Source organism: candidate division TA06 bacterium (assembly GCA_016235665.1).
Classification (GTDB): domain Bacteria; phylum Edwardsbacteria; class AC1; order AC1; family EtOH8; genus UBA5202.
This window is the reverse complement of record JACRJI010000008.1, coordinates 116542-130420: the sequence shown is the minus strand read 5'-3', so window position 1 is coordinate 130420 and position 13879 is coordinate 116542. Positions and strand designations below refer to the sequence as shown.

Here is a 13879-nt window from a genome sequence, read left to right as displayed (position 1 = left end):
GACAAATCGCTTAATAATTAGTAAACTAATGTGTTATGACAACAATTTCTAATTTAGATGCCGATATACTTAAGTCCCAAATTCATCCGGCTTACTGCTTTGTAGGCGAGGAAGAGTATCTCAAAAGCCTTTATATCAGAAAGATCGCCGGGGCTTTTCTGGGTGCCAGCGTAGATCATGGTTTGGAAGTGGTTTACGGCTCCGAGACCGATGCCAAGGAGATCATCGACCGGGCCCAAAGCCTGGGCATTTTCGCCGAAAAACGGGTGTTGGTGGTCAAAGATGCCGATGCCCTTTCGCCCAAAAGCCGCAAGATGATGCTGGAACACCTTGGCCGCGAAGCGTCTCCCGACACCTGTCTGATACTAAGTTCTTTTAAGCTTGATGCCAAGTCCGCATTTTACAGGGATCTTCAGGAAAATACTGTTTTTGTCTCCTTCGATCCCCTGAAATCTGAAAACCTGGTTGCTTGGGTAATACAAAAATCCAAGGAATTAGGCTGTAAGACATCTTTGGCATCTGCTCAAATGCTGATCCAGATAACCGGACCAAGCCTGGGGCTTTTAGAGCAGGAACTGCTTAAACTGTCTGCCTACCTGGAAGGCGGGGCTGACCGGGAGATCAGACCGGAACACATAAAACTCCTGGCTGGAGACACTAGTGAAGTGGGCGGGTTCGAACTGGCCGAGGCCTTGGCAAAAAAGGATCTGAAACAATCCCTGGCCCTTTTTCACAAGCTGCTACGGACCGGAGAGGATCCTGTAAAAATGCTGTCAGGCATCAATCACAAGTTCAACACCCTGTGGCGGGTCAAACTGATGCTTGTCCAGGGCCTTTCACCGGAAGCAATGGGAAGGAAGATGAGGATCCATCCCTATGCCTTGAAAATGGCGATACCGGCCGCCCAAAAAAGGACCGAAAGGGAGTACTGGGATCTGTTCAACGGGCTGTTTAACGCCGAAATGAAACTGAAATCGGGATCCGGAGATCCCAAAACCTTGATGCAGCAGGTAATCTTCAAACTATCCAGTTAATCATTATTTAGAAAAGCAAAAAAGATGGCACAGGAAGTTCTGACCGGAAATGAAAGCATTGAAGAACTGCAAAAACTTTACGATGTTTTCACCAACAGGATCAGGCTGATCGACGAGAAGAAGGCCAACACCAAACCTGAGATATACCAAAAGGTGCGGAACGAATACGATGCCAAGCTGCTGGAGCTTCAGGTCCTGCTGGAGGAAAAAGGCGCCGGACTGGAGGAAGCGCTGAACCAGGCCTTGGCCGAAAAGGATCAAATACTTCCCCAGTTGCAGGAAGTGTCCAACACACTGGAAGAGCTGGAACTGCGGGTGGTGATCGGCGAAGTTACCGAAGAGGAAAAGGCCGCCCAGGAACAGGTCCTGCTGGCCCAAAAAGCCGAGATGGAAAGCAATGCGGCCGCCCTGGCTGAAAAGATCCAAAAACTGAATAGTTTTGTCAAACCCAAGGCTCCCCAGCCGGTAGCCCCGCCGCCACCGCCTCCGGCAATACCTGCGGCGCCGGCCCATGTTCCGCCAAAGCCTGTGCCGGCGGCCACTCCGCCGCACCCGTCCCCAAAACCCCCGGCTCCACCGGCACCCCGGCCGGTCCCTGTTGCGCCGCAGCCCCAGCCTCCGGCCCGACCGGTTCCTCCGCCACAACCGGTAATGCAGGCACCAACGCCGCCTGTTCCCGCTGCACCCGAACCGGCCCCTGCACTTCCGGAGGCATTGCAGCCCCCGCTCAACGAGATGGCCGAACTGGAAAAGCAGTTTGCCAGCATTTTGGGTTCCAGCTTTGGCGAGACCCAGGCCCAGCCGGCTCCGGCTATGGAAGAGGTTATGCCCCGGGCCCCTGAACCTCCTGCTTTTGACATGACCCCTGAATTCCCGGCCGCCCTGCAGACCCCGGAAGAACCTGTGGCCGAAGCCGTTCCGGAAGCCCCGGCCGAGGAGGAATCCCACGAGGGAGAGCTTAAATGCCCCAAGTGTGCGGCCTATAACCGGGCCGACAACTGGTACTGCGAAAAATGCGGCAATGAGCTGCTGAGCGCCCAGGATCTTTTTGGAGGCGGAAAGTAAGTATTTTGATTTGAATGAAAAAGCCTTCAGTATTTCTTTGTGCTGAAGGCTTTTATTCATGAATAATTTAACCATAATAAAAGGGGAAACGGCTGTGAAATTTATTAATATTCTGCTGGTCATTTTGTGCACCTGTTCTGCCAGTCTGTTCGGGCAGGACAAATCCACTTCCACCGGCAGCCTACAGCTGAAGATCGATGTGGCCGATGACAATGGGGTAGATGCCATAACTCAGGTGGTTATATTAAAGAATCTAGTGGCTTCCGAGATAGAACCTTTCATCCAGGCCCGTCTATCCCGCTACGGCGCGGTACAGGTCAATGATCCCACTAATACGATCATCATAACCGACAAGCCAATAAAGGTAAAGGACCTGGTATCCTTGGTTCAAAAGCTGGATGAGACCGGAATAAAGGATTTCCTAAGGCTGGAGACAGAGGCCATCAAATTGAAATACATTGCACCCAGCAAGATCATGCCATATGTCGAAAAACGTTTGTCGTCCGAGGGCATAATTTCATACAATGACGAGCTTAATATGCTGGTCATAACAGATCTGAAAAGCCGGATAGAGAACATCAAAAAAATACTGCCGCAATTTGACGTGATGCCCAAGCAGGTGGTGGTGGAATTGAGGATTTATGATCTGACCTCGATCAAGGGCAGTAAAACCGGTTTGGACCTGTTTGAACTGCTGCAAACCATGGATGGCAGCGGACGCTTTGATGTATATGAACGTGATTATGTTAGTAAAAATCAATCAAATAGCACTACTACCTACAACCCCGATTATGAGTCAAAGGATTATCGGCAGAATAATGATTTTCAGAGATCAAAGGGCGCTAATCTTTATTTAAACTACGAACAGATAATAACTGCAATCGAACAGAATGCAACACAAAATAAATTATTTTTAGCCTCCAATCCTGTACTGCTGGTCCAGAATCGAACCTGGGGCCAGATGTCATCCGAAGTAAGTTATTATTATGACCATTCAAAATACCAGGGACTTAGCTACAACGACAGAGTCAGCGTCTCGTTATTCCCCAAGATCACCGAAACCGACATTGTTGAGCTTAACATCAGAATAAACATTGACAATTACACCCAATCGACGATCGACGGTTTTTTGGAGAGCAACGTCACTACAATCAATAATAAAACGATCCTGTTGGGCAAGATATCAAAAAAGATTTCTAAAACCAACCGCAGGGGAATACCTTACCTTAAAGATATCCCGTTTTTAGGGTTTTTCTTCGGCAAGGAAGTAAAAGTCACCGAAGATCACCAATTCCTGGTTCTGGCTACCCCGCATATATACGAAGCCGGGTCAGGAATGACCGATTCACTTAATATCAAAGAATAAATAAAAATGCCCAAATTCTACGATCCAAGATCCATCGAGCCCAAGTGGCAGAAAAAATGGGAGGAGGAGAAGACCTTTAAGGCCCCCGATTCCTCCGATAAACCCAAATACTACGCATTGGAAATGTTCCCCTATCCCTCGGGCTCCGGCCTGCATGTGGGCCATTTGAAGAATTACGTACCGCTGGACGCCTTCTGCCGCTACAAGAGCATGAAGGGCTTCAGCGTGCTGCACCCCATGGGCTGGGACGCCTTCGGCCAGCCGGCCGAGAACGAGGCCATCAATCGGGGCCGCAATCCCCGGGAGATGGTGCCGGAATATGCCGCCAATTACAAGCGGACCCTTAAGCTGGCCGGATGCAGCTACGACTGGGACCGGGAGATAGATTCCAGCCGGCCCGAGTATTACAAGTGGACCCAGTGGTTCTTTCTTCTGCTCTATAAGAAGGGCCTGGCCTACCGTTCCACCGCGCCCATCAACTGGTGCCCCCAGTGCAAGACTGGCCTGGCCAACGAGGAAGTGAAGGAGGGCCGCTGCTGGCGCTGCGACTCCCTGGTGGAAAAACGCCCCATGCCCCAGTGGTTCTTCAAGATCACGGACTACGCCGACCGGCTGCTGAAAGATCTGGATTCCCTGGACTGGTCCGAGGGGATGAAGGAGATGCAGAGGGACTGGATAGGGCGGAGCGAGGGAGCCACTGTCACATTTCAAATTGCAAATCCCAAATTGCAAATTGAAGTCTTCACCACCAGGCCGGATACCTTGTTCGGAGCCACTTTCATAGTCCTGGCGCCGGAGCATCCTATGGTCAAAGACATTACAACGTCTGAAAAGATATCCGAAGTTGAGGCCTATGTCAAAAAGGCCAAGGCCGAGACGGAGATGGACCGGATGAATGCGGAGCGCACCAAGACCGGCGTCTTTACCGGGGCCTATGCCGTCAATCCGGTCAACAATAAGGAAGTGCCGGTGTGGATCGCCGATTACGTGATGATGGGCTACGGCACCGGGGCCATTATGTGCGTACCGGGGCACGATACCCGGGATTTTGAGTTCGCCAAAAATTTCAACCTGCCCATCATCCAGGTGGTCAGCAGGGACGGCAAGGTCCACGAGCTGGCCCAGGCCGAGCCCGAGGAGGGCCTGGCGGTCAATTCCGGCAAATATGACGGGATGAAGACCTCTGATTTCAAGGCCACCATCACCAAATGGCTGGAAGAACAGAAGATAGGGCATCACACTGTAAATTACCGGTTGAGGGACTGGCTGATCTCACGACAACGTTATTGGGGCGCCCCCATACCCATAATTCATTGCCCCAAGTGCGGTGAGGTGCCTGTACCCGAGGACCAATTGCCGGTGGCCCTGCCCGAGGTGGAGAACTACAAGCCATCCGGGACCGGTGAGTCGCCGCTGGCCGGCATCCCTGAATTCGTCAATACCAAATGCCCCAAATGCGGCGAAGCCGCTAAGCGGGAGACCGATACCATGGGCGGCTATGCCTGCTCGTCGTGGTATTTCTTCCGTTTCGCCGATCCCCACAATGACCGGGAGTTCGCCAATAGGGAAAAGATGGCCTACTGGATGCCGGTGGACCTGTATGCCGGAGGCATCGAGCATGCCCGGTCGCACCTGTTGTATGCCCGGTTCTGGACCAAGGTGCTTTATGACGCCGGGTACATCAGCTTCCAGGAGCCTTTCAAGATACTTAAGAACCAGGGATCCCTGCTGGCCCACACCCCGGGAAGAAAACCCAAAAGCTCAGAGGGATCTGATGACTCCGAGAAGATCCTTGACTGGATAGTGCTGAAGCCCGAGGACCTGGAGGGCTTTCCCCGGGACCAGATCGTATGGCGCTGGGCCCGGATGTCAAAGTCCAAGGGAAACGTGGTGACCCCGGAGGAGATCGCCCACAAGTACGGGGTGGACAGCCTGAGAATATTTGAGATGTTCGTGGCACCGTTCGAGGATGATGTCCAGTGGTCGGAGGAAAGCATCAACGGTTCCTACCGCTTCCTTAACCGGACCTGGAAGTGGCTGGACGCCGCCCTGCCGCATTATAAAAAGGACTGGAGGGAGGCCCTTCCCAAGGAAATGACCGGAAGGGAGGCCCAGGTCCGCCGTAAACTGCATCAGACCATGCACAAGGTGGACGGACATATAGCAGGATTCCAGTTCAATACCGCCATTGCCGCCTTGATGGAGCTTTTGAACGAGCTATACGACTACTGGCAGCCGGTGGAACAGGAGCGCAAGGGGCCAGCCAACGAGGCAATTCTGGCCGAGATCCTGGAGAACGTGGTGCTGATGATGGCGCCGTTCGCCCCGCACATGGCCGAGGAGCTTTGGCAGGAGATAGGCGGCAAAGGGACCATTTACAAGGCACAATGGCCGTCTTTTGATGCTAATGTTGCCAAAGACAATGAGATAACACTGGTTATTCAAGTTAATGGAAAGGTTCGCGAGAAGATGGTCATATCAGCGGGCTTAAATGAAGATATTATAAAAACTAAAGCATTGGAAAACAATAAAATAGCGGAAATGGTTAAAGGTAAAGAAATACTTAAAGTATTGTTGATACAAGGTAAACTAATTAATATAGTTATCAAGTGATTAATAAAAAAGCCCTCAATAATGAGGGCTTTTTCGTTTGCATTCCAGACTAACATGAAACAAAAAGAACTGGCAAACGTATTTTGATACTGATGACGTTGTTCACAAAACATAAACTGAAGGGGATCAAGATGCAGTGGAAAGTATGGAAACCGGTAAGTTTTTATCTAGCCGCGGCTTTAGTCCTCAGCACGATGGCCGCAGCCCAGGAACAGGTCGTGGACGATGACTTTAAAACCACAGTAACAAAACCAGCCTACACAAATGGTGGTCCAACAGTGGTGATAGATGAGGCCCACGATAATTTTCATACTGCGAATGGCCAATACCGCCCATTTGCCGAATTGCTGAAGAATGACGGATATTCGGTGAAGCCGCTCACCGGCAAGTTCAACCCGGAAAATCTTGCCGGTGTCGGAGTGTTGGTCATAGCCAATGCGCTTCCGGCTGATACCGTAAACCTGGCTAAGCCGGCATTTACGGCCGAGGAGTGCAATGCGGTAAGGAAGTGGGTGCGTGAAGGAGGATCTCTTCTCCTGATCGCCGATCACGAGCCTTTCGGAAGCGCAGCCTGCCAGCTTGCCAGCCGCTTTGGTGTGGCTATGGGCAAGGGATGGGCCTTCGACAGGACTGATTCCGGGGGAATCTCCGCAACCTTGACCTTTTCCCGGGAAAAAGGTACGCTCGGAAGCCACCCGGTGATCCAGGGGCGCTCGGCCGGCGAGGAGATCGGATTGGTAAGGACATTCACCGGCCAGTCCCTGGGAGTGCCTGCCGGAGCCGCGGTGCTTCTGCTTTTAAGTCCGAGTGCCCGCGAAGCCGCAACCCAGGACGACCTGAAAGACGAGAAGGCGGCCGCCAAGGAAAGCTCAGTTTCGCAGGATGGTTACGGATCGCATTCCACGCCTGCCGGAGGCCGGGCCCAAGGCGTGGCAATGGAATACGGAAAAGGCCGGGTGGTTGTGCTGGGCGAAGCTGGTTTTTTGTCGGCTCAAATGATCCGCTGGCCCGACGGCAGGGAAATGCGCTTTGGGATGAATGTACCGGGCAATGATAACAAGCAATTCGCGCTGAACGTCATGCACTGGCTTTCAAGGTTGATAAAATAAGCGCTTGGTGATAAAGTGTATGAAAAAAGCCCTCAATAATGAGGGCTTTTTCCATTTTAGATATTTCTTTTACAGACCAGCGATAGTTATGAGGAACTTACCGGCCCACGCCACAGCCCAGGTCCAGGATGGAATGGCAATTGAGTTTCTTGAATTGAGAGGCGGCATACTCGGAGCATAGGGACTTGGGAGCGGAGAGAACCCGAGGATCTTCAGCGTAAAAGCATGTCCATCTATTCATATTCATAGTTTACATAATATTTATTATGAGACAAATGAAGGATTAAGATACTGTATGAATTGTTTGATTTGATTTGAAACTAAGCCTTTGTCATATATAAACTAAGCCACTCTCGGCAGTACAAACAACCCAATATTGTTTGGTAACATAGTTATTACTCTAACACTTTTACTTCCGTTATTACCGGCGGGAGCCTAAAATTCTTACTTCCTTCATACCAACTGGCATTCTTAGCCAATCTGACCTTTATCTGCAGCAAAGCCACATTGTACAACTCAGTTCCTTCTATGACCTGATTATCATCCAGGTCAACTTCCTTCAACCACAACTCCGGGGACATGGACATGGCTTCCATCTTCTTGGGCATGTAAAGGAACTGACACTCAGTCACTTTTACCCCTGCCGGGAATTGCCGAGAATCGCCCAGGTAAAGCATGCTGTCGGTCCGGTCCCAGACCGCTATAACAGAATCCCCGTTGTGCAGGATAAAGGTAAAACTGGTTGGCGTGCCATTGATCCAGCCAAAGGCCGACGACAGCTGGGTATCCAGGCGCTTGAAAACGGCTTCTGATTCCCGGCCCAGCATAATGTTGGTCTGCTGTTTCTGCACCGAGCGGTTGAAGTTGACCAAAAAACTGATGATCGTGCCCACCACGATGGAAAATACCACCAGCGCTATCATCATTTCGATCAGACTGAACGCCCGGATCGAGGGTCCATTTTGTTTTATTTTATGATGCTTCATTTTTAGTAACATTTCGGAATTTCTTTCAATCACACAAAGCCACTAAGGGCACAAAGATATTTCTTTAATAAATTTGCTCGATTATTCTACAAGGTATTTTCTCCTGGAACATAGTTATTAAGCCTCTCTGCGGGCTTTGTGGACTTTGTGTGAGAAAATATTGACGTTTTATAATAGTAAAACTCTCAAGCGCCCCAGTTATTGGCCCCGAACTCTCCATCGGGCACTTTAAAACTTATCGGGCTCCTTATGGGATGACGCTCAACTGTCAGGCCGTTCTGGACCAGCGCGACATAAAAACTGATCGTGTCTCCCGGCTTCGCTTCAATGGCCGTGAACGGCAGTTTGATCTCGATTATCTTTCCATAGGCTGAACTTATGGCGGACCCGTTCTCCGGTACGCCGGGTTTCACTTGGATGGTCCTGACCGGCTGGCCCTGAAATTCCAGGTTTATGGACAGGGCTTGGATCTCGGTAATGTCTGCCTTTTCATGGGGATCAAGCCGGAGATATAGATTCCCCTGGTCAAATCCGAAATGGACCACTTCCAGCAGGCTTTGGCCACGGTGCATGGTCCCGCCGTCCTGCCTGATGTTGTAAGAGCCTGCCCCCGCCCACTCGTAGAAATCGCTGACCCGGCCGTCTATCTTCGGGACGATCAGGTCTATGGGCTGGTTGATCAGGATATCCAGGTCCTTCCCCAGCGAGATGGGGCTGAACAATTCGCGGGGTGCTTCCACATTTAACAGCTGATATATCCACTGAAGGTGGCTGCGGAACAGGCTGTCGAAATCCTCCAGGTTCTCGCTGGAGAAGTTTCCGCCATACCACCAGCACCAGTCGCTTCCTTCGGCTATCTGCAGTTCCCTGGTGATCTCCGGCATAACAGCCGGATCCACAGATTCCTTCTGGCGGTCTATCGCCTGCCGGGCCGCCAGCAACAGGTTCCAGGCCCGGTTGTCTTCCTCCTGGCCTATCCAGATGGAGAAGTCGTGGTTGATCCAGGAGCCGGGAAAGATCCTGCTCATTTTCCCGGGTTCCGGATCCTGCTCCAGATACTGGCTGAAGGTGCAGCATTTAAGTTTGGGGCTCTGGGCCAATTGCTGGTATAACTGATCCAGGAATACCTGCCCGTCCTGGGGAAAGGCTTCCCAGGCGTTCTCGCCGTCCAATATCACCGGAACGATGTGGTCCGCCGCCCGGCTGCCCAAGGCATCCGCTTTCCTCTCCAGCCGTCCCACCAGGTCCCGGGCCGCCGCCTGGCCGTCCCATCCGTAATAGGCGAAGCCTATCAGATCGGAAAGCTGCTGGTCGCGGAAGAATAACCGGGTCGTGTCCGCCTGATCCCAAATGTGCGAGCGGTAGAACTGGCCTGCTTCGCCGGGATCCTCCCGGTTGCGGCCGGCCTTGCCCAGGCTTTGCTCCCATATCTTCTCATCGCTGGCCATCCATTTTACCCCGGCCTGCCGGATCAGTTCCACTGTCTTTTCGCTGACACTGCCTTCTGAAGGCCACAGCCCGCTGGGCCGCCTTCCTAACAGCTTTTCCATATAATCCAGCCCGCTTGTTATCTGGGCCTGAGCATCCCCGGGATAACTGAACCTTTGCGGCAGAGGCGCCCCCGGCATGCATTCCCGGGCGGTTTGGGTGTCGCACAGCAAGGGTAAAATGGGGTGATAGAACGGCGAGGTGGCGATCTCGATGGATTTCTGATCCCAGGCCTTTTTGTAGGCCGGGATGATGGACCTTAAGATGTCCATTTGCTGGTCTAAAAGCCGGTCCTTGTCTTCCAGCGTAAAATTCTTTCCCTTGGCTTTAAGTTTGGCCAGTTCCGCTCTTTGCTTAAAATGCAGGGGGTCGATCCAGCAAAGATTGAACCAGACCATCAGGTCCAGCAGTTCCTGATCGCTGAAGGTTTGGCTGATCTTGGGCAAGGCCGAAGGATGGAAATGCCTCCCTCTTTTCTCCAGCAAGGCCAGATACCGGGGGTAAGGCTCCACCATGTTGGGCCAGTGGGCCATGAAAAAGTCCTTGAGAATGAAACAGCGTTCTTCTTCGCTTAGGTCCGAAGGTTGTTTTTGGGAAACAATGAAGTGCTGGTCGGTGGCCCGGCCTTCGGTGTAATCCTGCAGCTGTTCCAGCAGTCCGGGAACCAGGTTGAATGATACCTTGATCTCCGGGAATTTCAGGGCGTTGGACAGCATGTCGTAATAGTCCTTCAGCCCGTGCAGACGCACCCAGGGAAGGCGAAAAACCCTGCTATCGGGGATACGATAACAGGGTTGATGCATGTGCCATAAAAAGGCTACATTCAGTTTTGACATGAGTTATCCGTTCTGGTCAGCCCGGCAGCTGCGCCATCTGCGATTTTGCCTCGGCGGCGGCGGCTGTGCCGGAATAATCATTTATGATCTGCTGATAAGCGGCTTTGGCCTTATCCATAAGATTGCCTGCGGCAAAACAGCGCCCGGCTGAGATCAGGGCGTTGGTGGCCAGGTACTGGTCCTTGGAATACTTCTTGGCGATCTCCAGATATTTTTCCCCGGCCTCGGGCAGGCGCCCGGTCTGTTCAAAGCAGGCGGCCAAGCCGCTGATGGCGGCAGACATGATCAGCGGATTGGAACTGCCGGCCTTTATTGCCCGGTCGTAGCTCTTGATGGCCTCTTCGTACTTGCGCTGGTTAAAATTGATGTTGCCCAGGTAGACCAGCGCCTCTTTGGCTGAAGAACTGGAACCATGCTTGCTGACGATCTCTTCGTAGGCGGTCTGGGCATTGGTCATATCGCCGCTAAAATAGGCGGAGTGGGCCATTCCGATCATCATGGCGGATTCTTTTTCGCCTTTAGCACGGTTCTGGCCCATCAGTATCAATCCGGCGATCACGACCAGTATTGCTACGGCTACTGCCATGGCTTCGGTGGTATGCTTGCGGACAAAAGTGACCATCTTTATGGCATCATCGGCGAATTCATCGCGTTTCAATGTATGTTTGCTTACCTGGTGCGACACTTGGTGCTCCTTAAGAATTATTCATTTTTGATTGTAAAACTCAATTATATCTGAAACCGCGGGCACTGTCAAGACGGTTTTTGTAGCATGCTCTTGTCTCCGGCTCTTCAGTTGATGCGCCTCTCGGTCTGACCGTCGAAGAGATGGATAGCCTTTGGTTTAATGGCAGCTTTTAGATTGCTCCCCGTTTCGTATCTCAGATTGCCAAGGGCCTTGACCACCATTTTCCGTCCGCTGGCGGCGGTCAGGTATATCAGCGATTCCCCTCCCAATTGTTCCACGAAATCAACCTGGCCCTTGATCCCGGCATCGTTGTCCGGAACCAGTTCCAGGTCCTCCGGACGTATGCCTAAAAAGGCTTTGGGAATAGAACCAAGCTTTGGGCTTGATGCCGGAAGCTCCTGGCGGATGTCGCCGTTGACGAACACCGCCCCGCCGTTCTCTGTCCTGATCTCCCCTTCTAAGATATTGATGCCCGGGGTGCCTATGAAATTGGCCACGAACAGGGTCTGGGGCCGCTGGTAGATGGCCAGCGGCTCGTCCACCTGCTGTAGGCGGCCGTCCTTTAGCACCGCTATCCGGTCGCCCAGGGTCATGGCTTCGGTGCGGTCATGGGTCACATAGATGGCGGTGGTGGCCAGCTGCTGTTGAAGTTTCTTCAGCTCGGCCCGGGTTTGGGTCCTTAGCTGGGCGTCCAGGTTGGAAAGCGGTTCGTCGAACAGGAAAACTTTCGGCGATTTGACGATGGCCCGGGCCAGGGCCACCCTCTGCCGCTGTCCGCCGGAGAGAGCTTTGGGCTTCCGGTCCAGATATCCGGAGATGGAGAGCATCCCGGCTGTCCGGCGCACCCGTTCATCGATCTCTTTTTTTTCTGTCTTGGCCATTTTCAGGCCGAAAGAGATGTTCTGATAGACCGTCATATGGGGATACAGGGCGTAGTTCTGGAACACCATGGCGGTGTTGCGGTCCTTGGGCGGCACTTCGTTGACCACCGCCCCGTCTATGAATATCTCTCCGTCTGTTATCTGTTCCAGCCCGGCGATCATCCTGAGGATGGTGGTCTTTCCGCATCCCGAAGGCCCCACCAGCACCAGGAACTCCTTGTTCTTTACGGACAGGTCGACCTGGTCCACCGCCTTGACCTTATTATCGTAGATCTTCGTCAAACCGGACAATATCACTTCGGCCATAGATGATTCCGATGCTTATGTTAATTGATGTGCTTTTATTGACAGGCTGATCCGGCCGGTGCTGGTCGCGTCCAGCGAGACTGACGCCTGGACTGCCGGCAAAACCACCTGGCGCTGGAGCGGCAGCAACTCATCCAGCCAGAAGGACTGGTCAGGAGCCGCGCCCTCCGGCAGCCTGATATTGCCGATCAGGCATAGCGGCCAGGGATTTCCGGCCCCATAGGGACTGTTTTCCAGAAATTGCGGGATCCTTTCGCTCAATTGTGCCAGATCGTCAAACCGGTGATCATACTTTTGGTCCGGACGCGAACTTCTGATCAGGTCCCGGTGTCCGGCGGAATAACGTTCCACTGCCGGGATAAATTCCTCCAGAGCCCCTGGTTTAAGGGTAAAACCGGCCGCCTGCTTATGCCCGCCATACTGTATGAAATAGTCCTTAAAACCGGAAAGCATTTCCACAAAATCAAACGGCAGATACCCCCGGGCTTCGCCCACGTAGGCAGTACCTTTCTTCCCGACGACAATGGCCGGAAGATTCAGAGAATCCCTCAAACCGCCTGCCAAAGGACCTATCATATCTCCCTGGAGTTCCGGATCCACCACGGTCATTATCTTCATTTCCCGGTCATTGACCGCCGCCAGCTTTTTTTTCAGCTCCTGCCCGAACCTCCGGCGCCAGTCTATCTGTTTTGTCCACAGATCCTTGACCGTAATCTCGTCAATGCTTCCCAGCAAAAGTTCCACCATCGGATGCCTGCCTCCCTGTGACTGGGAAGCGGAAAATAACGGGATGAAACTGTTCTGCAATGTCAATGGCGACAGGCCCCGGGAAAGATCGAAACCAAGCATGCAGGCCAGCCGGGCCAATACAGAATCCTCCGGGATGACCTTCAGGCCGGCCCTGAGAATCATCCGGTTCTCTTCCAGCAGGGGAACGCGGTCGGAAACTGTGGCCAACGCGGCCCAAGCCAGCCTTTTACTGTTTGCCTGCAGCCAGCCGTCAGAACCTGCCCCATCCATTGCCGCCGCCAGATACAGGGCCACGGCCGCTCCGCAAAGATTTGCATAGGGCGATCCGGCTTCCTGAATTTTGGGATTGACCAGCTCCGTTGCCGGCGGCAGGACGGCGGGCAGCTCGTGGTGGTCGGTGATTATCAGGGGAAGGCCCTTGTCCCGGCAGTATTGGGCTTCGGAATGGTTAGATATCCCTCCGTCCACCGTGATGATCAGTCCGGTCCCATCCGCGATCAATTTGTCAATGATCTTGATGTCCAGGCCGTAATGCACTCCATTCTTGGGCGGGATATAGTAGTTGACCTCGGTCTTGCCCCGCAAGGCATCCAGCATGATGGACGTGCCGGCGATGCCGTCCAGGTCATCATGCCCCCAAATGGTAATGGTCCTATTCTCCCGGCTGGCATTTAAAATCGCTCCCGCAGCTTTTTGGAGCGAAGCCCAGCCGGCGGGAGAGGCCGGGAAGCCATAATTCTCAAGAGAAGCCGTCATT

11 protein-coding genes are annotated in these 13879 nt (G+C 52.8%); 6 read left to right on the top strand and 5 right to left on the bottom strand.

Features of this window, described 5'->3' with window-relative positions:
- The first annotated feature begins 35 nt into the window (after window positions 1–35).
- The 6 genes from holA (at window position 36) to HZA73_03250 (ending at window position 7368) form a co-directional block, all read left to right on the top strand.
- The gene (gene holA / locus HZA73_03275; protein MBI5805047.1) at window positions 36–1034 is read left to right on the top strand and encodes a DNA polymerase III subunit delta; all 999 of its coding nucleotides are present in this window, start codon (window positions 36–38) and stop codon (window positions 1032–1034) included.
- Window positions 1035–1058: 24 nt separating this feature from the next.
- On the top strand, window positions 1059–2099 hold the full coding sequence (locus HZA73_03270) for a hypothetical protein (protein ID MBI5805046.1): 1041 nt from the start codon (window positions 1059–1061) through the stop codon (window positions 2097–2099).
- A gap of 94 nt (window positions 2100–2193) precedes the next feature.
- The gene (locus HZA73_03265; GenBank protein ID MBI5805045.1) at window positions 2194–3465 is read left to right on the top strand and encodes a hypothetical protein; all 1272 of its coding nucleotides are present in this window, start codon (window positions 2194–2196) and stop codon (window positions 3463–3465) included.
- 6 nt (window positions 3466–3471) lie between these two features.
- Entirely contained in the window at window positions 3472–6078 is a 2607-nt protein-coding gene (locus tag HZA73_03260; GenBank protein MBI5805044.1) for a leucine--tRNA ligase, read from the top strand.
- A gap of 131 nt (window positions 6079–6209) precedes the next feature.
- Complete coding sequence (locus tag HZA73_03255; protein MBI5805043.1) at window positions 6210–7187, top strand: DUF4350 domain-containing protein; 978 nt, start codon at window positions 6210–6212, stop codon at window positions 7185–7187.
- A gap of 19 nt (window positions 7188–7206) precedes the next feature.
- Window positions 7207–7368, top strand: coding sequence for a hypothetical protein (locus HZA73_03250; protein ID MBI5805042.1), 162 nt, complete (start codon window positions 7207–7209; stop codon window positions 7366–7368).
- Between the two features lie 214 nt (window positions 7369–7582).
- Here the strand turns inward: HZA73_03250 and HZA73_03245 are convergent, their stop codons facing one another.
- The 5 genes from HZA73_03245 to HZA73_03225 all read right to left on the bottom strand — a co-directional run bounded on the left by HZA73_03245 (window position 7583) and on the right by HZA73_03225 (window position 13878).
- Window positions 7583–8173 (bottom strand): prepilin-type N-terminal cleavage/methylation domain-containing protein, encoded by a 591-nt coding sequence (locus HZA73_03245; GenBank protein MBI5805041.1) that lies wholly within the window; start codon window positions 8171–8173, stop codon window positions 7583–7585.
- A 185-nt stretch (window positions 8174–8358) separates the two neighbouring features.
- Complete coding sequence (locus HZA73_03240) at window positions 8359–10497, bottom strand: hypothetical protein (protein MBI5805040.1); 2139 nt, start codon at window positions 10495–10497, stop codon at window positions 8359–8361.
- A gap of 16 nt (window positions 10498–10513) precedes the next feature.
- Complete coding sequence (locus HZA73_03235) at window positions 10514–11155, bottom strand: tetratricopeptide repeat protein (GenBank protein ID MBI5805039.1); 642 nt, start codon at window positions 11153–11155, stop codon at window positions 10514–10516.
- A 134-nt stretch (window positions 11156–11289) separates the two neighbouring features.
- The gene (gene ugpC / locus HZA73_03230; protein MBI5805038.1) at window positions 11290–12372 is read right to left on the bottom strand and encodes a sn-glycerol-3-phosphate ABC transporter ATP-binding protein UgpC; all 1083 of its coding nucleotides are present in this window, start codon (window positions 12370–12372) and stop codon (window positions 11290–11292) included.
- Window positions 12373–12387: 15 nt separating this feature from the next.
- Window positions 12388–13878, bottom strand: a complete 1491-nt coding sequence (locus HZA73_03225) for a DHH family phosphoesterase (GenBank protein ID MBI5805037.1) — start codon at window positions 13876–13878, stop codon at window positions 12388–12390.
- Window position 13879: the final 1 nt, after the last annotated feature.

Excerpts from the sequence above, each read along its gene's own strand:
- holA (MBI5805047.1), top strand. The coding sequence starts at position 36 with ATGACAACAATTTCTAATTTAGATGCCGATATACTTAAGTCCCAAATT.
- HZA73_03270 (MBI5805046.1), top strand. The coding sequence starts at position 1,059 with ATGGCACAGGAAGTTCTGACCGGAAATGAAAGCATTGAAGAACTGCAA.
- HZA73_03260 (MBI5805044.1), top strand. The coding sequence starts at position 3,472 with ATGCCCAAATTCTACGATCCAAGATCCATCGAGCCCAAGTGGCAGAAA.
- HZA73_03255 (MBI5805043.1), top strand. The coding sequence starts at position 6,210 with ATGCAGTGGAAAGTATGGAAACCGGTAAGTTTTTATCTAGCCGCGGCT.
- HZA73_03250 (MBI5805042.1), top strand. The coding sequence starts at position 7,207 with ATGAAAAAAGCCCTCAATAATGAGGGCTTTTTCCATTTTAGATATTTC.
- HZA73_03245 (MBI5805041.1), bottom strand. The coding sequence starts at position 8,173 with ATGAAGCATCATAAAATAAAACAAAATGGACCCTCGATCCGGGCGTTC.
- HZA73_03240 (MBI5805040.1), bottom strand. The coding sequence starts at position 10,497 with ATGTCAAAACTGAATGTAGCCTTTTTATGGCACATGCATCAACCCTGT.
- ugpC (MBI5805038.1), bottom strand. The coding sequence starts at position 12,372 with ATGGCCGAAGTGATATTGTCCGGTTTGACGAAGATCTACGATAATAAG.
- HZA73_03225 (MBI5805037.1), bottom strand. The coding sequence starts at position 13,878 with ATGACGGCTTCTCTTGAGAATTATGGCTTCCCGGCCTCTCCCGCCGGC.